This window comes from Haematospirillum sp. H4485, from assembly GCF_012102745.1.
In the GTDB taxonomy this organism is placed as follows: domain Bacteria; phylum Pseudomonadota; class Alphaproteobacteria; order Rhodospirillales; family Rhodospirillaceae; genus Haematospirillum.
Window position 1 is genome coordinate 293,358 of the sequence record NZ_JAAVSY010000001.1, and the last position, 23,485, is coordinate 316,842.

Annotated in this window: 21 protein-coding genes and 3 tRNA genes; 17 read left to right on the forward strand and 7 right to left on the reverse strand. The window is 53.7% G+C overall.

Annotated elements, in window-relative coordinates; all coding sequences use genetic code 11:
• The first annotated feature begins 36 nt into the window (after nt 1–36).
• From HEQ61_RS01410 to HEQ61_RS01435, 6 genes are all read left to right on the forward strand, one after another.
• Nucleotides 37–1,440 carry a sigma-54-dependent transcriptional regulator gene (locus HEQ61_RS01410; RefSeq protein ID WP_168018868.1) on the forward strand — a complete coding sequence of 468 codons (1,404 nt, stop codon included), beginning with the start codon at nt 37–39 and terminating at the stop codon, nt 1,438–1,440.
• A gap of 43 nt (nt 1,441–1,483) precedes the next feature.
• Nucleotides 1,484–2,863 carry a Trk system potassium transporter TrkA gene (trkA, locus tag HEQ61_RS01415; protein WP_168018869.1) on the forward strand — a complete coding sequence of 460 codons (1,380 nt, stop codon included), beginning with the start codon at nt 1,484–1,486 and terminating at the stop codon, nt 2,861–2,863.
• Nucleotides 2,864–2,896: 33 nt separating this feature from the next.
• The gene (locus tag HEQ61_RS01420) at nt 2,897–3,589 is read left to right on the forward strand and encodes an HAD family hydrolase (RefSeq protein WP_245183043.1); all 693 of its coding nucleotides are present in this window, start codon (nt 2,897–2,899) and stop codon (nt 3,587–3,589) included.
• Between the two features lie 75 nt (nt 3,590–3,664).
• Entirely contained in the window at nt 3,665–3,916 is a 252-nt protein-coding gene (gene hfq / locus HEQ61_RS01425; RefSeq protein WP_168019239.1) for an RNA chaperone Hfq, read from the forward strand.
• Nucleotides 3,917–4,020: 104 nt separating this feature from the next.
• Nucleotides 4,021–5,229, forward strand: coding sequence for a GTPase HflX (hflX, locus tag HEQ61_RS01430; protein WP_322099162.1), 1,209 nt, complete (start codon nt 4,021–4,023; stop codon nt 5,227–5,229).
• 64 nt (nt 5,230–5,293) lie between these two features.
• Nucleotides 5,294–6,085 (forward strand): inositol monophosphatase family protein, encoded by a 792-nt coding sequence (locus HEQ61_RS01435; protein WP_168018871.1) that lies wholly within the window; start codon nt 5,294–5,296, stop codon nt 6,083–6,085.
• Between the two features lie 5 nt (nt 6,086–6,090).
• On the opposite strand, the gene trmFO is transcribed toward HEQ61_RS01435, so the two are convergent.
• Nucleotides 6,091–7,464: a methylenetetrahydrofolate--tRNA-(uracil(54)-C(5))-methyltransferase (FADH(2)-oxidizing) TrmFO gene (trmFO, locus tag HEQ61_RS01440; RefSeq protein WP_168018872.1), complete on the reverse strand. Its 1,374-nt coding sequence runs from the start codon at nt 7,462–7,464 to the stop codon at nt 6,091–6,093.
• 382 nt (nt 7,465–7,846) lie between these two features.
• On the opposite strand from trmFO, the gene HEQ61_RS01445 reads away from it, so the two are divergent.
• Nucleotides 7,847–8,059 (forward strand): hypothetical protein, encoded by a 213-nt coding sequence (locus tag HEQ61_RS01445; protein ID WP_168018873.1) that lies wholly within the window; start codon nt 7,847–7,849, stop codon nt 8,057–8,059.
• Here the strand turns inward: HEQ61_RS01445 and HEQ61_RS11575 are convergent.
• A complete protein-coding gene (locus HEQ61_RS11575; RefSeq protein ID WP_415877245.1) occupies nt 8,005–8,628 on the reverse strand; it encodes a hypothetical protein in 624 nt (207 codons plus the stop codon). The genes HEQ61_RS01445 and HEQ61_RS11575 overlap by 55 nt on opposite strands.
• On the opposite strand from HEQ61_RS11575, the gene HEQ61_RS01450 reads away from it, so the two are divergent.
• From HEQ61_RS01450 to HEQ61_RS01465, 4 genes are all read left to right on the forward strand, one after another.
• Nucleotides 8,573–8,746 carry a hypothetical protein gene (locus HEQ61_RS01450; protein WP_168018874.1) on the forward strand — a complete coding sequence of 58 codons (174 nt, stop codon included), beginning with the start codon at nt 8,573–8,575 and terminating at the stop codon, nt 8,744–8,746. The genes HEQ61_RS11575 and HEQ61_RS01450 overlap by 56 nt on opposite strands.
• A 132-nt stretch (nt 8,747–8,878) precedes the next feature.
• Nucleotides 8,879–9,367, forward strand: a complete 489-nt coding sequence (locus HEQ61_RS01455; protein WP_168018875.1) for a hypothetical protein — start codon at nt 8,879–8,881, stop codon at nt 9,365–9,367.
• A complete protein-coding gene (gene yajC / locus HEQ61_RS01460; protein ID WP_168018876.1) occupies nt 9,367–9,732 on the forward strand; it encodes a preprotein translocase subunit YajC in 366 nt (121 codons plus the stop codon). The genes HEQ61_RS01455 and yajC overlap by 1 nt, the downstream gene beginning before the upstream one ends.
• A 27-nt stretch (nt 9,733–9,759) precedes the next feature.
• Entirely contained in the window at nt 9,760–10,134 is a 375-nt protein-coding gene (locus HEQ61_RS01465) for an Mth938-like domain-containing protein (RefSeq protein WP_245183044.1), read from the forward strand.
• A 9-nt stretch (nt 10,135–10,143) separates the two neighbouring features.
• On the opposite strand, the gene HEQ61_RS01470 is transcribed toward HEQ61_RS01465, so the two are convergent.
• The 4 genes from HEQ61_RS01470 to HEQ61_RS01485 form a co-directional block, all read right to left on the reverse strand.
• Entirely contained in the window at nt 10,144–11,328 is a 1,185-nt protein-coding gene (locus HEQ61_RS01470) for a bifunctional 2-C-methyl-D-erythritol 4-phosphate cytidylyltransferase/2-C-methyl-D-erythritol 2,4-cyclodiphosphate synthase (protein ID WP_168018878.1), read from the reverse strand.
• 48 nt (nt 11,329–11,376) lie between these two features.
• Nucleotides 11,377–14,064 carry a bifunctional acetate--CoA ligase family protein/GNAT family N-acetyltransferase gene (locus tag HEQ61_RS01475; RefSeq protein ID WP_168018879.1) on the reverse strand — a complete coding sequence of 896 codons (2,688 nt, stop codon included), beginning with the start codon at nt 14,062–14,064 and terminating at the stop codon, nt 11,377–11,379.
• A 148-nt stretch (nt 14,065–14,212) separates the two neighbouring features.
• Nucleotides 14,213–14,287 (reverse strand) — tRNA-Asn (locus HEQ61_RS01480).
• A gap of 12 nt (nt 14,288–14,299) precedes the next feature.
• Nucleotides 14,300–14,373, reverse strand: a tRNA-Cys gene (locus tag HEQ61_RS01485).
• A gap of 238 nt (nt 14,374–14,611) precedes the next feature.
• Here HEQ61_RS01485 and HEQ61_RS01490 point away from each other — a divergent pair.
• The 4 genes from HEQ61_RS01490 (at nt 14,612) to HEQ61_RS01505 (ending at nt 20,485) form a co-directional block, all read left to right on the forward strand.
• Nucleotides 14,612–15,262 carry a protein-L-isoaspartate O-methyltransferase family protein gene (locus HEQ61_RS01490; RefSeq protein WP_168018880.1) on the forward strand — a complete coding sequence of 217 codons (651 nt, stop codon included), beginning with the start codon at nt 14,612–14,614 and terminating at the stop codon, nt 15,260–15,262.
• Nucleotides 15,263–15,430: 168 nt separating this feature from the next.
• Complete coding sequence (locus HEQ61_RS01495) at nt 15,431–16,786, forward strand: TolC family outer membrane protein (protein WP_168018881.1); 1,356 nt, start codon at nt 15,431–15,433, stop codon at nt 16,784–16,786.
• Between the two features lie 288 nt (nt 16,787–17,074).
• On the forward strand, nt 17,075–17,656 hold the full coding sequence (locus tag HEQ61_RS01500) for a DUF2497 domain-containing protein (RefSeq protein ID WP_245183045.1): 582 nt from the start codon (nt 17,075–17,077) through the stop codon (nt 17,654–17,656).
• A gap of 108 nt (nt 17,657–17,764) precedes the next feature.
• Nucleotides 17,765–20,485, forward strand: a complete 2,721-nt coding sequence (locus HEQ61_RS01505; protein ID WP_168018882.1) for a valine--tRNA ligase — start codon at nt 17,765–17,767, stop codon at nt 20,483–20,485.
• A 202-nt stretch (nt 20,486–20,687) separates the two neighbouring features.
• Here the strand turns inward: HEQ61_RS01505 and HEQ61_RS01510 are convergent.
• Nucleotides 20,688–20,775, reverse strand: a tRNA-Ser gene (locus HEQ61_RS01510).
• Nucleotides 20,776–21,008: 233 nt separating this feature from the next.
• Here HEQ61_RS01510 and HEQ61_RS01515 point away from each other — a divergent pair.
• Both HEQ61_RS01515 and HEQ61_RS01520 read left to right on the forward strand, forming a co-directional pair.
• Nucleotides 21,009–22,301 (forward strand): lytic murein transglycosylase, encoded by a 1,293-nt coding sequence (locus tag HEQ61_RS01515; RefSeq protein ID WP_168018883.1) that lies wholly within the window; start codon nt 21,009–21,011, stop codon nt 22,299–22,301.
• A gap of 137 nt (nt 22,302–22,438) precedes the next feature.
• Nucleotides 22,439–23,371: a septal ring lytic transglycosylase RlpA family protein gene (locus HEQ61_RS01520; protein ID WP_168018884.1), complete on the forward strand. Its 933-nt coding sequence runs from the start codon at nt 22,439–22,441 to the stop codon at nt 23,369–23,371.
• The last annotated feature ends 114 nt before the right edge of the window (nt 23,372–23,485 follow it).

Sequence of the window (23,485 nt, forward strand, 5' to 3'; positions counted from 1 at the left end):
TTCAGATTTTCAGGCATAAGGCAGCACGTTGGTTTCATGGCACGTGATATCCTGATCGTTGATGATGAAGCTGATATTCGGACAGTTCTGTCAGGAATTCTGGAGGATGAGGGGTATGTGACCCGAGGTGCCGGCAGCACCGACGAAGCTCTGCTGTCTGTGGCCGATAAGGCTCCGGGGTTGATTATCCTCGATATATGGCTGGAAGGCTCCGGAATGGATGGTCTCCAGCTTCTTGATGTTCTGCGCCGTGATTATCCTTTGGTTCCCGTTGTTATGATTTCAGGCCACGGGACAATAGAAACAGCTGTTTCTGCCATTCGTAACGGTGCCTATGACTTTATCGAGAAACCATTCAAGACAGACCGGCTTTTGCTGGTTGTCGAGCGGGCCTTTGAGGCTGCCCGCCTGCGGATGGAAAATCAGCAGCTGAAGAGTGCTATTTCTGTTCCATCTGATTTGCATGGGACGTCGATGGCTATTATGCATGTTCGACAGGCGATTGCCCGCGTTGCTCCATCGGGGTCAAGGGTTCTGATCGTTGGACAAGCTGGATCCGGCAAGGAAGTGGTGGCCCGGCTGATACATGCTCATTCCCGCCGTGCAGATGCTCCATTTGTCTGCGTAAACTGTGCCACCATGCACCCGGACCGAATGGAGATAGAGCTTTTCGGGACCGAAAGAGGGTATGAGGGAGAGCAAGCATCCCGAAAGATTGGCGTGTTCGAGCAGGCAGACGGGGGCACCCTGCTTCTGGATGAGATTGGTGACATGCCATTGGAAACACAGGGAAAGATTGTCCGTGTTTTGCAAGAGCAGACATTCGAACGCGTGGGTGGAACCAAGAAGGTAGCGGTCGATGTTCGGGTTATTGCCACGACCACCCGTGATTTGCGCCTGTCCATTGCGCAAGGCGAATTCCGTGAAGATCTGTATTATCGTCTGAGTGTTGTGCCAATACATGTTCCAGCCCTGCAGGACAGGCGGGAGGACATTCCGGTTCTGTCACGTGTTATCATGGAGCAGGCTGCCCGTAGCACTGGTGCTCTACCTAGGTGTATCGGTGATGATGCCATGGCTGTGCTGCAATCCTATGATTGGCCAGGCAATGTCAGGCAACTGCGCAATGTGATTGATTGGCTGTTGATCATGGCTCCCGGAGATAACGAGGAGGTGATTCGTGCTGATATGTTGCCGGCTGAAATTAGCCTGATTGTGCCGGAGGTCTTGTTACGGCTTGAAGGATCGGCTGAAATCATGTCATTGCCTCTGCGTGACGCCCGTGAGATGTTTGAGCGGGAGTACCTGCTGGCCCAGGTTACCCGTTTTAACGGCAATATCTCGCGAACGGCTGAATTCGTTGGCATGGAACGTTCTGCTCTTCATCGGAAGTTGAAGAATCTCGGGGTGTCCAGCGAGGAGAAGGTAAGGGCCCTGTAGCCCTTATCAGTTGGCTTGTCCAGGACGGCGGAGACTGTTGACCATGAAGGTTATTATTTGCGGCGCTGGCCAAGTGGGTCACAACATTGCGCATTATCTGGCTGCCGAGAAGGACAACGATATTACCGTTGTTGACCAGCGACCGGAATTGATACGCAAAATACAGGACACACTGGACGTAAAGGCCGTGGTTGGTCACGCCTCTTATCCCGAGATCCTCGAACAGGCGGGTGCCCGTGATGCCAGTCTGCTGATTGCGGTAACGGCTGTTGATGAAGTGAACATGGTTGCTTGCCAGGTTGCGCATTCCCTGTTTTCTGTTCCGACCAAGATTGCCCGTGTACGGAGCCAGTCCTATCTGGATCCCATGTGGGGCAATTTGTTTAATCACAATGATTTGCCTATCGATGTGATTATCAGCCCGGAGATTGAGGTCGCCCGTGCGATTGCCCGTCGGTTGCAGGTGCCGGGAACGACAGACATTATCCCGCTTGTTGACAACAAGGTTCAGCTTCTGGGGGTGCGTTGTACACCGGATACCCCGGTTCTGCATACGCCCTTGCGCCAGCTTTCGGCACTGTTCCCGGATTTGCATCTGGTTATTGTTGGCATCATCCGCAATGATCGCCCGATTGTACCTTCTGCAGAAGATCAAATGCTTGAAGGGGATATTGTCTATTTTGTCGTGGCGACCGAGCATGTGGGTCGCGCCTTGGCCGCCTTTGGCCAAGAAGCACCGCAGGCCCGCCGCATTCTGATACTGGGTGGCGGGAATATTGCCCTGTTTCTGGCCCAGCAGATTGAGCAGGATCACCCGGACATATCCTTGCGTATGGTTGAATTGCACAAGGACAGGGCGGAATACATTGCCAGAACCCTGAGCCGGGCAACCGTTATCAATGGGGATGTCCTGGATCCTGAAATTCTGAAAGAAGCCGGTGTCAGTCGCGTTGAAACCGTTATTGCGCTGACCAACGATGATGAAACAAATATTCTTTCGGCTATGCTTGCCAAGCGCTATGGCGCGGAGAGAACCATCGCTCTGCTCAATAAAACGACATACGGCGGTTTGGCGGGGCCTTTGGGTGTTGATGTTGTTGTCAATCCGCGTGGTATTACGGTTTCAAGCATTCTGCTTCATGTCCGTCGGGGGCGGATCCATGCCGTCCATTCCCTTCAGGAAGGGTTTGGAGAGGTCATTGAAGCTGTTGCCGTCGATACATCCCCCTTGGTGGGCAAATCCTTGCGCGATTTCAAGCTGCCTCCAGGGGTTATGCTCGGGGCTGTCGTACGAGGAGAACAGGTTATCATGCCCCGTGGCAATACCGTTGTTCAGGGTGGTGACAGGGTGGTGCTGTTTGCTGTTGCGGATGCCGTCAAGAAGGTTGAGAAGATGTTCTCTGTTCGCTTGGAATATTTCTGAGTATTCGCAGCTCTGTGCCATGAGATGAAGGTCATGATGGATCCTTTGCCTGTTGTATCCCCGCCGCGGGCTGTACTCTTTGACTGGGATAACACGTTGGTTGATACGTGGCCGTGCATCCTGAAGGCCATGAATATGACCTTGGTCCATATGGAGCACGATGCTTGGACCCGTGAAGAGGGTATGACACGCATTTCCCGTTCGCTGCGCGAAAGTTTCCCCGGCCTTTTTGGAAAGCGATGGAGGGAGGCCGAAAGTGTCTTTTATGAATCTTTCCGGTCATGCCATTTGGATATGCTGACGCCTCTTCCCCATGCGGAAGCCTTGGTGCGACATATATGCGGCATGGGAGTATGGGTTGGTATTGTCAGTAACAAGACTGGGGATCTGTTACGGATCGAGGTAGAGCATTTGGGATGGGGGGGCTTGTTCCATCAGGTGGCCGGGGCGGGTGATGCAAAAGCCGACAAGCCTAATATTGAACACATTTTGCATGCCCTGCAGGGATCGGGCCTGAAACCCGGACAGGATATCTGGTTTGTTGGTGATCATGCTATCGATATGCAATGTGCCAGGGAATCAGGCTGTACGCCCTTTCTTCTTCACCACCACGGACCTTTGGTTGGTGACCTTTTGTCGTGGGCACCGCAGGGCATTTATGGTAGCTGCGGGGAATTTCTTGATGCCTTGCGTACTCTTGCTGTTCCCAGCAACGAAAATAGATGATAACGAAGGAGACCCGACCGAAGGACGGTCCCCCCTGATGAAGGGGCAACAAAAAGTGGAAAGGTCATGACTGTCATGCCCAGCGAAAAATCCCAGAATATACAGGATGTTTTCCTGAACCATATCCGCAAGGCAAAAGTTCCGGTTACTGTTTACCTCGTTAACGGAGTGAAGTTGCAAGGTATTGTAAGCTGCTTTGACAATTTCTGCCTTCTGCTTCGCCGGGATGGCCATACCCAGCTGATATACAAGCACGCTGTTTCCACCGTAATGCCGGGTGGTCCCGTGCAGCTTTTCGAGCCTAAGCCTGAAGATGAACAAGAGTGAGCCAGTCTTGCGCTTCGTACGCTATGGATTCTGATCATCCTGCTGTTTCCTGGCGTAGTAAATCAGCTGTTCTGTGTCCGTTTTTAAAAAAGACAGCGAGTGGTGTGCGCACTCCAGAGGCCCGGCTGGCCGAGGCTGTTGGCCTCGCCAAGGCTATTGATCTGGATATTGTCCTGTCCGAGGTCGCCTTGGTCAGTGCCATCAGGCCAGCCACCTATATAGGGGGGGGATTGGTCGAGCGTCTTGCCCCTGTCCTCGCTGATCTGGACGTGGATATCGTCATTGTTGATGCGCGTCTGTCTCCTGTTCAGCAGCGAAATCTTGAGAAGGCGTGGGGAACCAAGGTCATTGATCGTACTGGACTTATTCTGGAGATCTTTGGTGCCCGTGCACGAACTCGTGAAGGTCAGTTACAGGTTGAGCTGGCCCATCTGGAGTATCAGAAATCGCGCCTTGTCCGTTCTTGGACGCACCTGGAGCGGCAAAGGGGCGGCTTTGGTTTTATGGGGGGGCCGGGGGAAAGTCAGATCGAGATTGATCGTCGTCTTATCGGCGACCGTATTGTCCGCCTGAAGAAAGATCTTGAGTCTGTCAAGAGGACCCGGGCTCTTCATCGTAAAGCGCGGAAGAGGACACCTTTTCCCATCATTGCCCTTGTCGGGTATACAAATGCGGGAAAGTCCACGCTTTTTAACCAGATGACCCATGCTGCCGTTATGGCAGAAAACCAGCTGTTTGCAACGCTGGATCCAACCATGCGGGCTTTGCAGTTGCCATCTGGGCGGACAGTGATTTTGTCGGACACAGTTGGTTTTGTCTCTGATCTTCCGCATGAGTTGGTCGCTGCGTTCCATGCCACGCTGGAAGAGGTTCTTGAGGCTGACCTGATCCTGCATGTCCGCGATTATGCGCATCCAGACAGTGAATCCCAGAAACTGGATGTTGAGAAGGTTCTGCGTGATGAACTGGGTCTGGATCCCGCTGTCGGGGATAGCGTTGTTGAGGTTCTTAACAAGGCGGATCTTCTTGTGGAATCCTCCATTGATCCGGACACAGGCGCACTTCTTTTGTCAGCCTTGTCCGGGGATGGTGTGGACAATGTTCTGCGCCGTATTGACGATTGTCTTGCCTTGGCACGTGTGGCTGTAGAGCTTGTTGTTCCGCCTTCTGATGGAAAAATACTAGCGTGGATCTATCGAAGGGGAGAGGTTCTGAGCCGCGAAGACCATGAAGAGGGAGTGCGTCTTATCGTACGGCTTGATCCTGCTGATGCTGGACGTTTGGCGACCAGGACAACAAGTCTTCCCGATTGACATGGGCATCCGGGCAGGTCCCATTGTGCTGGTTACTCCTTGATCTATGGGGTATACCTATGAAATGGACGATGCTTTTCTGGCCCTCGTATCAGATATTATCCGGGACACTGCTAAGACAGAAATCCTGCCCCGTTTCCGTGCGCTGTCCGCAAATCAGGTGCAAAGCAAGACATCAGCTAATGATCTGGTAACGGAAGCTGATATCTTGGCCGAGCAGAGGCTCTCGGTCTTGCTGACGGAAATTATGCCGGAATCTATGGTTGTTGGTGAGGAAGGCTGTCATGCCGATCCCGATTTGATACGGGCTATTGGAACGGCACCGCTTGTGTGGGTTGTTGACCCTTTGGATGGTACGGCCAATTTTGTTAGTGGAAATCCTGTTTTTGCAACGGTTGTTGCCTTGGTCCGTGATGGTGTAACCATGGCGGGATGGCTGCACGATCCTGTTAACGATGTCATCCTGTGTGGGTATCGTGGCAATGGCGTGATCCGTAATGGCGTCAGGGTTCGGTTAGAGCCGCATGATCGTCCCTTGTTGGAACGCACGGGATCACCGGGGGCCAATACGCCCAAGTCCCTTCAGGGGCGCTTTGCTCATAACATTCGTCATGGAAGTGCCGCCCATGATTATATGGCGCTGATCTCGGGGCGTATAGAGTTTGCTGCTTTCCGAAGGCTTGCCCCATGGGATCATGCAGCCGGGGTTCTGCTGTATGAAGAGGCTGGGGGTATTAGCAGGTTCATGGATGGCAGTCCGTATAGTCCGAGTATCCATCAGGGGTTCCTGATAGCAGCCCAGAGCCGTATGCTCTGGAACGAAATTGCCGAAGCTTTTCGCTCTGCGACGCCGTAGAGACTTTATGAAAAGAGGTCACCTTTCCGCCATGCGTCAAGATCGGCCAGTGCGCGTTGTGCATACAGGGGCTTGCGTTCCCGTCCCTTGATTTTCTTGCCTCTCGCATCGCGATCATCGGTCAGCTCCGGGAAAAGACCGAAGTTGATATTCATGGGCTGATAGGTATCTGAAACAGCGCCCCCGGTGATATGGGCAAGCATGGACCCCATCGCGGTTGTGATGGGGGGGGAGTCAAGGTGTTTGCCCAAGGCATCGGCAGCGGCAAAAAGCCCTGCCATTAGCCCAACAGCAGCGCTCTCGACATAGCCTTCGCAGCCTGTAATTTGTCCGGCAAAGCGGATGTCCGGCCTATTTCTCAGGCGCAGTTTATGGTCCAGAAGGCGGGGGCTGTTCAAGAATGTGTTTCGATGAATGCCGCCCAGCCGTGCGAATTCGGCGTTTTCAAGCCCGGGTATCATCCTGAAGACACGGCTTTGTTCTCCGTACTTCAGTTTGGTCTGGAAACCGACGATGTTGTAGATTGTGCCCAAGGCATTATCTTGCCTCAGCTGCACAACAGCGTAAGGCTTCTGTCCGGGTGTGTGGGGGTTGGTCAGTCCAACGGGTTTCATAGGGCCGTAAAGAAGCGTTTGTCGTCCACGTTCAGCCATAACTTCAATGGGCAGGCAGCCTTCAAAATACGGTGTGTCTTTTTCCCAATACTTGAATTCTGTTTTTTCGGCTGCCAGAAGAGCATCCAGAAATGCTTCATATTCTTCGCGCGTCATGGGGCAGTTTATATAATCTGTTCCGGTGCCCTTGTCATAGCGTGACTGGAACCATGCCTTTGATAGATCAATAGAATCCTTATGCACAATTGGAGCAATGGCATCAAAGAAGGACAAGGATTCCTCACCCGTGGCGGTGCGAATTGCTTCTGCCAAGGGTGATGAGGTCAGGGGGCCTGTTGCAATGATTGTTTGGCCCCACGTTTCCGGAGGAAGTGTACGTAGTTCGGTACGCTCGACACGTATATCCGGATGAGCCTGTACACGTTTGGTAATGAATGTGGAGAAGGCTTCCCTGTCGACAGCCAAGGCGCCACCAGCTGGTACTTTTGTGTGATCTGCTGCTTCCATGATCAGGGATGAGCAGCGCCGCATTTCTTCGTGCAAAAGACCTACGGCATTGTACAGGGCATCATCAGAGCGAAAAGAGTTCGAGCAGACCAGCTCGGCAAGCTGATCTGTTTGGTGAGCGTTGGTTGTAGTTTGTGGACGCATTTCATGGATAACAACTGAAACACCGGCATTGGCCAGCTGCCAGGCGGCTTCGCATCCAGCCAGTCCACCGCCGATAATATGAACGTGCCGGGCTGTGTTGTTATGTGTAGCCATGGAAATAGCATCCCTTTTCCTGCACTGTTCCAGAGGATGCTCTCCTATCCCGGTGGTACAAAAACCTCAAGCGGCAATTTTCTATAGATGCGCGCAGCATGGATTTTAGGATCTGTTGCTTGCAGTATATAGATCTATGCGTGTTTTTTCCATCTATCTATTTGATAGATAGAGATAATTATGTATTTCGACGTTCTTGATCTCATCAATAGAGGCGAATATGATCCTGGTTCTTCGCCTTCAGCATGTGGCTGGCGGGCGGAGAGGCCACCGGGCTGTAACCCGGTGCCCAGAGGGTCTTGCACACCCCCCGGCAAATCAAACTGGCCAGGATTGACCTGCCGCCGCCCGGTCCATGCGCATGGACAGGAGACGGCATAACATGGGGTGTTTTTCTATGTGCGAAAAAAGCCGGGGTTGTGATGGAAAGTCTGTTTCAGATACCGGGTTCGATCAGAATAATTATTTCGGAGCGCCGATCTGGCGCAGCTCTATCCTCTGGAAGTACGGAATACTTCGTCTGCTGCCAACGCCTGACGATTATCCCGAATGGAAAGCAGGGGGGGTAGAGGATCCCAAGGGCAGCAGTGCCTGATAAGCACCAATAACAATGGCAATTACAGATGCATGAGGTGCATCAGGAGCAGGCCAGGGAATGGGCGGTAATATTGGGTCTGGTGATGGCACCGTTAGTACGTGCGAGCCATCTTTCTGAACCTTGAGACGCCTTGCTGTCAATTCGTACCGATCTGGGGACGGCATGAAGCGTCGTACAATCACCCACATACCATCTGTTACAGAGACAGGGACATCTGCAACAGGAACGCATATGAGAACGCTGCCTGCCTGGAAGATATCGTATATGCCCCCCGAACCAACCTGTAACCCGTATGCAGTTGGCCAAGGGTTCCCGGGGGGCAGGGGGCAGGTCCGGTGTTTTTCTGGTGGCCATTCGGGAAAATTCACCCACTTCCCCGGACAAACTTCTCCTCGAACAATGACTTGTGAGGGAAGGGTACTGGATTTATGAGAGTTATTTCCCTCATTGCAACCCGGGACTTCGCCGTGAAGAAGCCAATCGGACGAAACGCCAAGAAATTCACCAAGCTTGGCCAGGTTATCAGCGCGTGGTGATTTTGTGCGTCCTGACCTGATATCCCTCAAGAAGTCAGGCTTTAGTCCTGCGGCAAGGCACAGGGCCCGCTGTGACTTGATTCCTCGTTCAGAAGCCAGGAGCATCGCCCTGGCCACGATGCTTTTACTGGTCATGGCATTGGCCTGATTCTAACGAACCGGAGCGTGAAATATCCCTTATGGAGCCGCGCCTGTCATCACGGAAGTTTCCGTTTGACTTTTGAGGTATTTTTCCCTCATATCCACTCTTCTGATGAAAACGTGTTCAAGGGGAAGGGAAGTGGCTGGAGTCATGTTCCTTAAGACCGGGTTAAGGCCAAGGTGGCTTTGGGCGGGTTCCCTGAATATGCGCCGTCATTTCAGGTATGGCTTATTATATAAGAAGTGTAAGGACCTGCGCGCCTTTCGCAAAAAGTTGGAAGTGGTTTTTTCGTCTTTTTCTACGGATATCGTGTTGTATGCGAATCCGTTCCAAGGTTATGGTGTATCATCTGAAAGTCTTGGTCAGGTCCTTGTTATAGAACAACTTTCTTCCAAATATTCTTATGTATCTCAAGAGATTGACCTGTCTTCGGATGCCTGTATCCTCAGCTCTCGTTTCATGGGCGATGAAGCTTTGAAGCCATGGTGCGATTGTGTTTGTGACCGTCGTTTGTCAGGTATGAAATTTCCCCTTTGTGCTACGGATTGCATTTGCAATGGGGTTATGCAGCAGTATATTCGCCGCCCGGAATGTTATCCGATGCCCGTTCTTCAGGAGAATTGCTGATGTTGATTTCCCCCGCCCATGCCCAGGCTGTTGATGCTGCGGCCGGAGGCATGCAGTCTGGTCTTCTGCAGCTTTTGCCACTGGCACTGATTTTTGTTGTTTTTTACTTTTTGCTGATTCGCCCCCAGCAGAAACGCATGAAGGCTCATCGCGAAATGCTGACCAACGTGCGCCGTGGTGATGTCGTCGTGACGTCGGGCGGGATTATTGGTACCGTTACAAAGGTTATGGATGCCGAGCTTCAGGTTGAGATTGCAGAAGGGGTAAAGGTCAAGGTTGCCCGTGAAATGCTGGCTTCTGTTAATGCAAAGACCGAACCGTCCAAGCCTGCAAAGGAAAAGGAAGACACCAAGGAAAGTGTCTAGTCTGATCGCGTGATGATGGAGAGCGCAATGGACATTACGCCGGTCGTTCCCGCAGGTAGGCAGATTATATCTGCCTATGGCGACGGTAACTTTCGTATTGCCGGTACTGTCTGGAGCTCTCCTGTTCTTGTGTTTCCGACTTTTTCGTGCTTGTGGGATGTTTCATCACCGGAAAGTTTGACCGTAGAGTCCTTCCAGCCCGTGCAGGAGTATAAGCCCGGTATTGAGATTGTACTGATTGGGGGAGGGCGGAGCTCTCCCTTCCTTCCAAATTCTCTGCGTCAAATGCTATGCGAGATGTTTGCGTCCTGCGACATTATGGATACCGGGGCTGCTTGCCGTACTTTTAATGTGCTGCTGGCCGAGGACCGCCGTGTCGCGGCGGCCCTTTTCCCTGTTTGAGAAATAGTATTATTCCGCGGGCAAGGACACGGTTGCAATAGCCTGTACGGCTATGCCCTCTTTCCGTCCTGTAAATCCAAGACGTTCTGTCGTCGTCGCTTTGATGCTGATACGGGACTCCGGGATATTCATAATCTGTGCAAGGGACAGGACCATGTCCCGACGATAGGGACTGAGCTTTGGCTCTTCACAGATTATGGTAACGTCGATGTGGATAATGCGGCCAGCACGTTGGAGGATCAGGTTACAGGCGTGTTCCAGAAAGATTCGTGACGGTGCGTCTTTCCAGCGTGCGTTTCCGGGGGGAAAATGCACACCGATGTCGCCAGCTCCGATGCAGCCATACAGGGCATCGGTTAGAGCGTGCATGGCAACATCGGCATCAGAATGACCAGATAGCTTTCTGGAAAAGGGAATGCTGATGCCACAGAGGGTCAGGGTGTTTCCTGTCGTGAAGGCATGAACATCAAAACCAATACCCGTTCGCGTTTCCATGTTGACGCGAGGTGGCGGATTGCTTTTGTCCAAATCATCTGACCAGGTAATTTTATAGTTTTCAGCTGACCCGGCGACCATTTGTACCGGGCCTTTGCCCAAGTGCTCCAGAAGGGCAGCATCATCTGTCAGTGACATACCGGCACACTGTCTGTGTGCGTCGAGGATTGTCTTGAAGCAAAATCCTTGGGGTGTTTGTGCGCGCCACAACCCTTTCCGACTGACAGAGTGGAGGACGACGCAATCGCTATTAACGCTTTTGAGCGTGTCTGCAACCTCCGTCCCCGGTATTGCAGCGGGAGCGGACTGTAGGGCTTGCAGAACAGCGTCAATCACATTCCGCCCTGCAAAGGGGCGTGCTGCATCGTGGATCAGGACAAAATCAGGAGCATGTTTGCAGAGGGCCTCCAAGCCGTTCCGGACACTGTCCTGTCGCTCTTGCCCACCAAAAACAGGCGTACACAAGGGAAGATCACCAACAGCTTCTTGGTACAGGGCTTCATCATCGGGGTGAATAACAACCTGTATGCCAGCAATATCGGGATGATTCAGAAAGGAACATACAGATTGCCGAATAACGGGTTGACCATTGACCATGGCATATTGCTTGGGAACAGAGCTGCCAAAGCGGTTGCTGCGCCCTGCGGCAACAATGACAGCATAGACTTTTTTGGGGGTAGGCACAGAAGGAAACACCATGAACAGAAGGCTCCGGCACGGGATATCAGGGGGACGTTATAAAAGAGTTCAATGCGTTTCCAGAAGATCCAGTTCAACCTCGGCAACGTCAACATCAACATTACGTACACGCCGGAAACCAAGTTGTTCAACAAAAGCCAGCATCCTTTTGTTTTCTATAAGGATCTGCCCGGTCATCTTTCGCACCTCCGTACTGCGACAGTAACGGATCATTTTGTGCATCAAGGCGTTCCCCAAGCCGGTTCCCTTCAGGTCGGAGCGCACGACGATCGAGAACTCAGCCTCTTCATGGTCTGGGTCATTGACAACCCGAACCACGCCCAGTGTCTCGCTCTGACCCTCTGCGTCGTATCCTACGGCAATGAACGCCATCTCACGATCGTAGTCGATCTGGGTCATCCGCGCCATCTGGCTGCGTGGCAATTCCTGGATCACGCCAAAGAAGCGGAAGCGGATATCTTCCGGATCAAGCCTTGATACAAAAACGTGATGATTTGGCTCATCCTCCGGACGAATGGGACGCAGGATGACATCCTGCCCGGTGCGCATGGTATAAACCTCTTCCAGCTCCTTGGGGTATGGCCTGATCGCCAAGCGGTCGACAAGGGATCCGCCTCTCCATGGTGCGATCTCCACCTTGGCATCCAAGGCAATAACACCTTGGTGGTTGCAGAACAGGGGGTTTATATCAAGCCACTGTATCTCCGGAAGATCTATGGCCATCTGGGCAACCTGCACCAATGCCAGGCACAAGGCTTCCATGTCGGCTGGCTCCTGATGCCGGAACCCTTGCAGAAGGCGAGATACCCTGGTTCTCTCTACCAGATCCCGTGCCAGGGTCATGTTCAAGGGTGGCAGGGCAATTGCGTGATCATTGATAATTTCTGTTGCCGTTCCGCCATGACCAAAAAGGATGACCGGGCCAAAGACAGGATCAACGTGCAGACCAATAATAATTTCGTGCGCATTTTGCCTTTTTTCCATCCGCTGAACGGTGAAACCACGTATTTCAGCATCGGGAAAATTATCTTTGATACGGGAGAGCATACGCCGGGCAGCTGTTTCTGTATCATCAGCCCCGAAGAGGCCGAGACGAACACCACCCTTGTCGCTCTTGTGGTGAATGTCCGGTGACAGGATTTTCAGAGCCAAGGGGCCAGCCATTTCTTCCGCGATGCTACGAACTTCCTCGGGCGAATGGGCTACCCGTGTTTCCACAACAGGAATGCCATATGCCGATAAAAGGGCTTTTGCTTCGGGTTCGGAGAGGGTGCTGTGTCCAGCTTCCAGGGCTTCAGAGATAATCCGACGTGCCATTTTTGTATTGGCCGTGAATTCTGTTGGCAGGCTTGCCGGGGTTTCCATCAGCAGATCCTGGACCTGCCTGTATTTGATCATATGCAAAAAAGCCCTGACAGCCTGGTGCGGGGTCTGGAAATTTGGTATTCCGGACTGATGGAACAGGGCTCTTGCTTTCTCCACGCGATCGTCCCCAACCCAGCAGGCCATGACGCTTGTGCGCTTGTTCTGACGGGCTGTGGCAACAATCTTTTCGGCGACTTCCAATGGGTCGCTTTGACAGGTGGGGGCGTGCATGACGAGGATGCCATCCACCTCACGGGCTTGCGCCAAGGCACCAAGTGCCGCAGCGTACCTGGCTCCGTCTGAGTCGCCGTGGATTTGCACCGGATTGCCATGCGACCACGTGGCATTCAACGCTTTTGACAGGCTTTCCAGGGTTTCGTCCGATAGCTCTGCCAGCGTTCCGCCTTCATCCAGAAGATCATCGACTGCAAGTATGCCTATGCCCCCACCATTTGTCAGAATGGCAAGGCGTGGTCCTTTCGGGCGGTTGATGATGGCAAGCGTTTCGGTTGCTGAAAAAAGTTCCTCGATGTCGTAAACCCTCAACATGCCCGCGCGCCGTATGGCCGCTTCATACACGTCATCATTGCCGGCCAGGGCACCGGTATGGCTGACCGTGGCGCTTTGTACTGCAGGGTGACGCCCTGCTTTTATGACCAGAACAGGTTTGTTGCGCGCGGCCGAGCGGGCGGCGGACATGAAGTTGCGGCGTTCGGGAATGCTTTCCATGTACAAGAGGATGGCGCGCGTGTCGGGATCACCGCCCAAGTAATCCAGGATATCGCCGAATCCTGTATTCATCATGCCGCCAAGCGAAATAAAGTGAGAGAAGCCAATGCCGCGTGGCCAGGCCCAGTCCAGAACGGCTGTGCACAGGGCTCCGGATTGCGAGACGAAGGCAATTTTTCCCGGATGTGCGGCCTGAGGGGCCATGCTGGCATTCAGGCCAAGGGCGGGTACCTGGAGACCAAGGCTGTTGGGTCCAAGAAGGCGGATGTCGTAGCGCAGGGCTATATTCAGCAGCTGTCCGGTCAGTGCCGGGTTGTCGGAGACGCGCCCCAGTCCGGACGTAACGGATATCGCTGCCTTGGTTCCTCGTTGCCCAAGGCTTTCAAGTGCGACAACGGATTCCTCCGGCGGGACAGCTAGAATCGCAAGGTCCGGCACAATGGGAATGGATGCAATATCAGGATAGGCCAGTACGCCCTGAACCGACGTGTACTTTGGATTGACCGGTAAGACGGGTCCCTTGAAAGCCCCGTGCAGAAGATTCCGCATAACAACGGTACCGACGCTGCCCTGTGCATGGGATGCACCGATGACTGCCAGTGAACTTGGACGCAGTAATTTTTCAAGATGGCGTACGCCCATGGTTTCCGACCTTCGGGAAGAGCAGGTCAACAAGAACAAAAATTGCACCGGCAAGGATACACCACATGGCGCATTTCTGCACACATCACAAAGACCCGTGTGTCTGACGATCAGGCGGCATATTTCAGGGGGGTATGTTTTGGAAAGATGGCTCCGGCGGTAGGATTCGAACCTACGACAACCCGATTAACAGTCGGGGGCTCTACCGCTGAGCTACGCCGGAACACAAAAACGTTGGAGGCCGGGACCGGAATCGAACCGGTATACAAGGATTTGCAGTCCTCTGCATCACCACTCTGCCACCCAGCCTCGCGACTCGCTGCAAACCCGTACAAAAAGCAGAACTGCAACCGAGGAAGCGGTTTATATCGATGACCTATCATCCGGTCAACAGAGAAAATAGCCCCGAAGCACCAATTATTTCCGGGATCGGACCAATCCGAGTGTGTCCATTGTCAAGGCTACGACAGAAGGCTATAAACAGGGAGTGTTGTGTCTGCACACAACCTGTCCACATTGAAGCATCACGTTTGCAAGGGGTTGCCGCATGGATTACGCCATTGCCCGCCACAACATGGTCGAAGGCCAGATTCGTCCCAACGGGGTGACCGATCCGGCTGTCATCGAGGCAATGGCCGCGGTCCCCCGCGAGGCTTTTGCCCCGCGCCATCTGCGTTCTGTTGCCTATGCTGACGATGATCTGGAAATAGGGAATGGCCGCATTCTCATGGAACCCATGGTTCTGGCCCGTCTGTTGCAGGCCGCCGAAATTGATCCGTCCGATGTGGCCCTTGAGATTGGCACCGGCAGTGGTTATGCGACCGCTGTTCTGTCGCGTATGGTATCGACAGTGGTTTCCGTTGAATCCGACCTTGAGCTGGTCAAGGGAGCAAGTACGACCTTGACCTCGCTGGGTGTCGATAACGCCGCTATTGTATCCGCTCCCTTGGTCAGCGGGTATCCGGCCCAGGCACCCTATAACGTGATATTGGTGAATGGGGCGGTTGAGTTTATTCCGGATGCCCTGCTGGAACAGATTGCCCCGGGTGGCCGTCTGGTTGCTGTTCTTGACAAGGGCGGGCAGGGAACCGCCGTGCTGTACACCCGTTCCGGGAATGCTGTTGGCCACCGGCGTCTTTTTGATGCGAATATCCCGTTGCTCCCCGGGTTTCGTGCGCCGCGACGCTTCCAGTTCTAGTTTCTGTTGCAGATTTGGTAGCGTAGCCAGCAGTCGTGGGTTGCGTTACGCTTCCAACACTCTATAGTCTTACCCGCTTTATGTATTTTTGCGTGTCCGGTCTAAATTACGGGCACGGTGGTTTTGTTGCTCCCGTATTTGGCGGGACGTTGCGGGTGGACACGACGGATGAAAAAAACGCTTTCAGTTTTTGCTGCTGCCGCATTCTTTCCCAGTCTTGTTTTTCCCGTTTGTACGCAAGCTATGTCGCTGGAAGATGCACTGGCTGCTGCGTATGCCGGTAATCCGGAGCTGCAGGCCGATCGGGCACGGGTTCGTGCTGTCGATGAAAAGGTGCCGCAGGCTTTGTCCGGATGGAGGCCACGTGTCCAGCTTTCCGGAACGTCTGGTTATGCGCGCGACCAATCCAGCACCCGTCAAAGCCGCGATGGATACCAAAGCTCGAACCCACGCACGGTTGGGGTAAAACTTGAGCAGGAGATTTTTTCTGGCTTCAGGACCATCAACAACACAAAAGCGGCTGAGAATACCGTGAGGGCGGCCAGGGCCCAGCTGGCTTTTACAGAACAGACCGTTCTGCAATCTGTTGCCGAGGCTTATCTTAATGTTGTGCGGGATCAGGCGGTTGTCGATCTGAACCGGAATAATGAACAAGTGCTGGCCCGTCAGCTTGAGGCCACGCAAGACCGGTTCCGGGTTGGCGAATTGACACGTACTGATGTCAGTCAATCCGAAGCGCGTTTGGCCAAGGCAACGGCGGATCGTATTAATGCTGAAGCCCGGCTTAAAGCAAGCTGTGCCAATTTTGAACGGTTGGTTGGTCTTCCTGCAGACGACATGCGGTATCCGTCCGAACCTCCACACTTGCCTGTTTCACTCGATGAAGCGGTGGAAGCGTCACAGGCCATGCATCCCAATGTTCTGGCTGCGAAGTTTTCTGCGGAGGCGGCCCAGAATACGGTTGATGCCACGGGTGGTGAGTTGATGCCTGCGGTGAAGCTCCAGGCCGATCAGACCAAAACCTATGACCAGTCAATTGATGGTGCCCGGACCAAAGGATATAGGGTTATGGCTGTTGTCGATGTTCCCCTGTACGAGGCAGGCGGAACTTGGTCCCGTTTGAGGGAAGCCAAGCAGAAAGCCGGACAGGCACGACTTCAGGTTGATGATGCAAGGGACAAATCGCGTGAGCTTGCTGTCCGGGCTTGGGAAAGTCTTGTTGCCTCAAGGGCGCAGATTGAATCAATCCAAGCTCAGATAGAGGCTGCTACTGTTGCACTGGAAGGTGTGCAGAGGGAGGCTCAGGTCGGATCAAGAACTGTTCTGGATGTTCTGGATGCTGAACAGGAGCTGCTGAACGCAAGGGTCAGCCTTGTTACGGCCCAGCGGGATGAACGGGTTGCAGCGCATTCTCTCCTCTCTGCTGTGGGGCGTCTGGATGCCAAAACTCTTGGTCTGGATGTTGGTATTTATGACCCCGTCGAGCATTATAATGATGTGGAAGGAGCATGGTTCGGGTCCTGACAAGGCTGTGATGCCCCTGTTTTGGCTGACAGGACCAATCTTGGGATACCGCAGCCAAGCTAGGGCTGCCCTGCTTGGAATGGCAGAAAAAGGCGTTCTTGGCCCGATTTCCTGTTTCTGCTCCAAGGGTTGCCTTGTCGCTCGCGTCGTGGCAGCATTTTTTTTGCCGCAATCAGATAGAAACAGCGATATCCTGTTGTTTGCAAAATCTTAGGCGGCAATGATATATCGGTTCCCCGGACGGTGGGCGTACGGGCAGGAAAGCGCGTTAGGGGCTTGGAGATCGTCATGGACGGCAAAGGTCAGGAACCATCGATGGAGGATATCCTCGCCTCCATCAGGAAAATCCTGTCGGAGGACGAAGAGGCAGAGATGCAGCAGCCGCCCCAGCCGGCTCCGGTTCAACCTTCCGAGCCGGCATCTGCTCCGGAGGCTGATGGTGACGATGTTCTTGAGTTGACTCCTGCCATGGTTGAGGATGGTGAGGAGCCCTTGGTCTTGGGGGCAGCGCCTGAGCCGCCCCCTCTGCCACCATCGCAGGAACCTTGGGCTGTCGAGGAAGATGAAGGTGAACTGGAACCAGAGCCCGTGAGAGTTTCTCCCCCCCCGACAATGACAGCTGATGATGGCAGTGCCTTGCTGTCTCCACCTGCCGCGGCTCAATCGGCTGCGGCTTTTTCCGAGCTTGCGACCATTGCCCGGGTTAGGGCTATTGGTATGGGTCACAGTGACGTCACGCTGGAGGGGATGGTGCGTGACATGCTGAAGCCCATGTTGGCAAGCTGGCTGGATCAGCATTTGCCCGATATGGTCGAGCGTCTTGTACGCAAGGAAATTGAAAAGCTGGTTTCCGGGACCGAAAAGCAATAAAAAGCGATTTGATCGAAGGGATGTGCGCGTCAGCCCCTGTAAGAGGGTTGGCGCGTCCCCGTTTTAGGGGCATCCGGGTGTTACTACGTGAAGTGGAACAATAGAGATATGCTCGACAAAACCTATAATCCGGCTGGTGTTGAGGAGAAACTTTACAAGCAGTGGGAAGAGGGCGGAGTATTTCGCGCACATGTCGGGTCGGGCCGGGTGCCCTATACCATCATGATGCCCCCCCCCAATGTGACAGGAAGCCTGCATATCGGGCATGCCCTGACCTTTACCCTTCAAGACATCCTGACCCGTTACCATCGGATGACCGGACGTGATGTCCTTTGGCAGCCGGGAACCGACCATGCGGGCATTGCTACACAGATGGTTGTCGAGCGTAATCTGGAGAAGGAGGGTATTTCCCGGCACGATCTGGGGCGGCAGGGATTTCTGGAGAAAGTCTGGGAATGGAAGGAACAGTCCGGCGGTACAATCGTACGACAGCTGCGCCGCCTTGGTGCTTCGCCTGACTGGAGTCGTGAGCGCTTTACCATGGATGCCGGCCTTTCAGAGGCTGTACGCACCATTTTCGTCAAGCTGCACAAAGATGGTTTGATCTACCGTGCCAAGCGCTTGGTCAACTGGGATCCAAAGCTCCATACAGCCATCTCGGATCTTGAGGTAGAGCAGCGCGAGATCAAAGGGAAGATGTGGTACCTGCGCTATCCTGTTGATGGCATGGATGGTACGTTCATCACGGTCGCCACTACCAGGCCGGAGACAATGCTCGGCGATACCGGTGTGGCGGTTCATCCCGACGACACGCGTTACGCCCATCTGATAGGCAAGCAGATACGTCTGCCGGTAACCGGGCGTCTTATCCCCATCATTGCCGATGAGCATGCTGATCCGGAAAAGGGAACCGGCGCGGTCAAGATAACACCGGCCCATGATTTCAACGACTTTGATGTCGGCAAGCGGTCCTCCTTGGACCTCGTCAATGTTTTTGATCGGGATGCCCGTATACTGGCAGAGCCAACACCGCTTTTGCACTTTGTCAACGGACAGGCGCAGGCCGTCTTGAATCCTGATGACTCACCTGTTTTGGTCACTTTGCCTGCCGCATTCCATGGGTTGGATCGTTTTGTGGCGCGCGATAAAATTCTTGAGATCCTTGAGGCACAAGGACTCCTGGAGCGTGTCGAGGAAAATCCAATGACGGTCCCGTATGGTGACCGATCCGGTGTTGTGATTGAGCCATGGTTGACGGACCAGTGGTTTGTTGATGCACCCAAGCTGGCCAAGGGCCCCATTGAGGCTGTGGAAACGGGGCGCACTGTTTTTGCCCCCCGCCAGTGGGAAAATACGTTCTTTGAGTGGATGCGCAATATTCAGCCATGGTGCGTGTCCAGGCAGCTGTGGTGGGGCCACCAGATCCCGGCCTGGTTTGGTCCGGATGGCACGCCTTTTGTTGAAATGAGTGAAGAAGAAGCGCGTTCAGCTGCAGAAAATCATTACGGCCACCCTGTTGAGCTGGTGCGCGATCCTGATGTTCTTGACACGTGGTTCAGTTCAGCCCTGTGGCCGTTTTCCACGTTGGGCTGGCCCGAAAAGACCCCTGAACTGGCTCGGTACTATCCCGGTGATGTGTTGGTCACAGGGTTTGACATCATCTTCTTCTGGGTTGCCCGGATGATGATGTTCGGCATGTACATCATGGACGACGTGCCTTTCCGTGACGTTTATATCCATGCCCTTGTGCGTGATGAAAAAGGGCAGAAGATGTCCAAGTCCAAGGGGAACGTTATGGACCCCCTGGACCTGATTGACCGGTATGGAACGGATGCCCTGCGCTTTACCTTGGCTGCCATGGCGGCTCAGGGGCGCGATATCAAGATGAGCGAACAGCGCATAGCAGGATATCGCAACTTTGCAACCAAGCTGTGGAACGCCGCACGTTTCTGTCAAATGAACGCATGTCATGGCGTTGAAGGCTTTGATCCATCCACCGTCAAGCATACGTTGGCACGCTGGATCGTCGGCAAACTGGCCGAAACGTCGGAAAAAGTTTCTGCGGCCTTGTCTGCCTACCGTTTCAATGACGCCGCCAATGCGGCTTACCAGTTCACGTGGGGTACGTTCTGTGACTGGTATCTGGAGTTTGCCAAGCCTATTTTCAATGGGGATGACCCGGCTACCCAAGCAGAAATTCGTGCGGTTACAGCGTGGGTTCTGGACCAGATTTTGGTCATTCTCCATCCCTTTATGCCCTTCATTACAGAAACCCTGTGGGCTGAAACAGCCGAGCGATCAGGCATGCTGGCCTTGGCCCAATGGTCCGGTCTGAGTGGCTTGGACCAACAGGATGCCCGTGAGGAAATGGACTGGGTTGTGGATTGCATTTCCGCCATACGGTCTGTTCGCTCTGAAATGAACGTGCCCCCCTCTGCCAGATTGCCAATCTTCGTCAAGGATGCCTCTCTTGCCACGCAAGAACGCCTGAAGACGCATCAGGCATTAATCCAGGCTCTCGCCCGTCTTGAGGATGTGAAACTGGTGGACCGAGATGATGTCTCCGGAGCAGCACGGGTCGTTATTGGTGAGATAACCGTCATTATTCCGCTGGAAGGTATCATCGACCTTTCTGCGGAAAAGGCCCGTCTGACAAAGGAGCTGGACAAGCTGGACCTTGAAATCAGGAAGCTGGCAGGCCGGTTGGATAATCAGGCATTTGTTGCCAAGGCGCCGGTAGAAGTTGTTGATGAGCAAAAGGCCCGGATCAGGGACTTGCAAACCACCAAGGCAAAAATGCAGGAGGCTCTGGGCTGTTTACTGGCCTGAGATGCCTGAATAAAGAGCCTCGTCTGTTTTCTTGATGGGGCTCTTTTTTATTATGCAAAGATGGCTGACCGACGAGAGGTGAGGACCATTGGTTTTTGACAGAGAGCGCCGATTATTATCGGCAGAAGTGTGGTCAAAGTGTGGTCAAACGCAACAGGCGCTCTGTAAACTTCTTATAAATCAATGCGTTAGAGAACGAATATGGCGGAAGGGGTGGGATTCGAACCCACGGTGCGTTTCCGCACGCCGGTTTTCAAGACCGGTGCCTTAAACCGCTCGGCCACCCTTCCTGCTCAATACGCCAAAAAAATTGGCGTAGTTTTGTCTCTGTTACCATTTCAGGGCCCACAATCGGACCCTTCAGCAAGCAGGGCACAGTAACTATCCGACCTTATCCATTTCGTCCAGACTCTATTTTGTTTTACAGACCGCTTCTTTGCCATATTGCTCGTTCTACATGCTCCATGAGACAACAACTGCCTCAGATAAGTGTTTCTGTGTCAGGTGGTCGTTGGAGACAGGCATGACCAATCCTCTTTCATCCCGTTGTGCGGTTCTTGTTACTGCGTTTGCCTTGGTGCTTGTCGGCTGTGCGGCCAGTCAGAAACAGGATACTGGGGTAAAGGGTGCGCCGTCGGTGCTGTCTCTTTCTACACAGGAGAAAGAGGATTTTTCACGGTGGCTTGACTCTTTTGTGGCAGAGGCCGAGGCAGGGGGACTGAGCAGACGTTCTTTGGATTCCTTGCGAAATGTGCAGCCAAATGCCAGTGTTCTGGATCTTGATCGTCGGCAGCCGGAATTTGTGCGAACACTGCGATCCTACGTCGGAAGTGCCGTTGACAAGAAGCGTGTTATGGAAGGCCAAGCGCTTCTGAAAAAACATGCACGCCTTTTGGCTCAGATTGAACAAGCGTATGGTGTTCAGCCTAGGTTTATTGTTGCGTTCTGGGGAATGGAGACTCATTACGGGCAGAATTTTGGGGGGTTCTTTGTCCCTGAGGCACTGGCAACCTTGGCTTGGGACCAGCGGAGGCCAGATTTCTTCAAAGCCCAGCTTTTACAGGCACTGTCCATCTTGGAAGAGGGCCACATAGAGCCAGCGCAGATGTATGGGTCGTGGGCCGGTGCCATGGGGCATTTTCAGTTTATGCCTTCTACATTCCGTGCGCATGCTGTCGATCATGATCGTGATGGACGTATTGATATCTGGAGAAGCCAGCCGGATGCTTTTGCCTCTGCTGCTCGCTACCTTGCTGCGACCGGATGGAAGAGGGGGCAAACGTGGGGCCGTCAGGTCACTCTCCCGAAGTCATTCAATTTCAACCTTGCCGATTTCTCTGTCAGCAAATCGTTGCATGAGTGGTCACGTCTGGGGGTAACCCAGATCGGTGGCCAGCCTTTGCCAAAAGGGCTTGGCGGCATGCAGGGCAGTGTGATTGTACCGGAAGGAGCTAACGGCCCGGCATTTCTGGTATACGATAATTTCCGCAGTATAATGGACTGGAATCGTTCTGTTCTTTATGCAGTGGCTGTTGGCCACCTTGCAGACCGTTTGGTCGGTGCACAGCCTTTCTTGCTGGGCAAGGTATTGGCTCCTCCTTTGTCGCGCGCTGATATAGCGGATATGCAGAACTTGCTGAACAAGGCCGGTTACGATGCAGGAATGCCGGATGGAGTGCCGGGATACAAGACACGCAACGCGGTCAGGGCGTTCCAGAACAAGACCGGGCTGGTGCCCGATGCTTATCCCGGACGGCCTGTGCTTGATGCCTTGCGGGCTGGCAATACAGCGGGACATATTCCGAGCGATCCATAAGGCATGTATTGCGCCTTTGTTGCAATCCCTTTACCCTACCTCTCGGTTTTTAGCATTGTTATTATAGTGGGAAAAAGCTGCGGCGATCCTTCGAGGAAAACCGTCTGGCGCCCCTTTGGGAACGGATCCGTAGCGGCATGCGCTTCTTTGTTGTCCGGGTATTTTTTCTTCTGATGGGGGCAAGCCTTGTTACGGGGTGTGCTGAAACGCGTCTTGCAACAGACTTTGGCAAGGGGCAGCGCGTCGGAGCTTGGAAAATCGGCAAGCCGTACCAGATTAATGGGCAGTGGTACTATCCGGCGGAAGACTGGAGTTACCGTCAAGAGGGTGTCGCCTCGTGGTATGGAGGGGAATTTGGCGGGCGTGAAACGGCCAACGGGGAAGTTTTTGATCCCAATGCCTTGACAGCGGCACACAAGACGCTGCCTCTCCCCACCTTGGTAAGAGTAACCAATCTTGAAAATGGCCGGGCCCTTGTCGTGCGTATCAATGACCGTGGGCCGTTTGTGGGAGATCGGCTGATTGACATGTCACGCCGGGGTGCGCAGCTTCTTGGTTTCAAGGATGCAGGTATGGCCCGGGTACGAGTTGAAATTCTGGAGAAAGAAAGCCGTATCCTGAAAGCCAAGGCCATTGCGGGTGGCGGTGATTCCATGCCCGAGGTGGCAGCCGTCCCCCGGCCGCATGTGGTCAAGGCGGAACTTCTTGATTCTCCTGCCGATACGGGGCATCAGCTGCAGCGTGATGTCCCGCCTCCGGTAAAGCCGCATGGAATGGTTCCTGTGCAGGACGCAAGGAAAAAACCGGTTCCTGCGGAGAAGCCAGCGAAGGTGGCTGCAACCGGCAAAACGTGGGTGCAGGTGGGGGCTTTCTCAAGCCGCAGCAGTGCGGAATCCCTGCGCAAGCGTTTGGGTTCTGTTCATAGTGGCGAAATCAGCTCTGTGAAGTCCAAGGGGCGCACCATGTTCAGGGTTCGTCTTGGACCTTTTGCAAGCCAGGATGAGGCTCGAAAAGTTCTTCCCCGCCTGAAGAAGCTTGGTGTTGACAAACCGCGTCTGTTAACAGAGTAGAGACAGTATTGTGATCCGGCCAAGCTTTAACCTTGATGTGGCCGCATTACCTGCTTATTTCGTTTCCTTGTCCTGAATGCAGACTATCTGGGAAAAGCTATGTGCGTTGCGCGT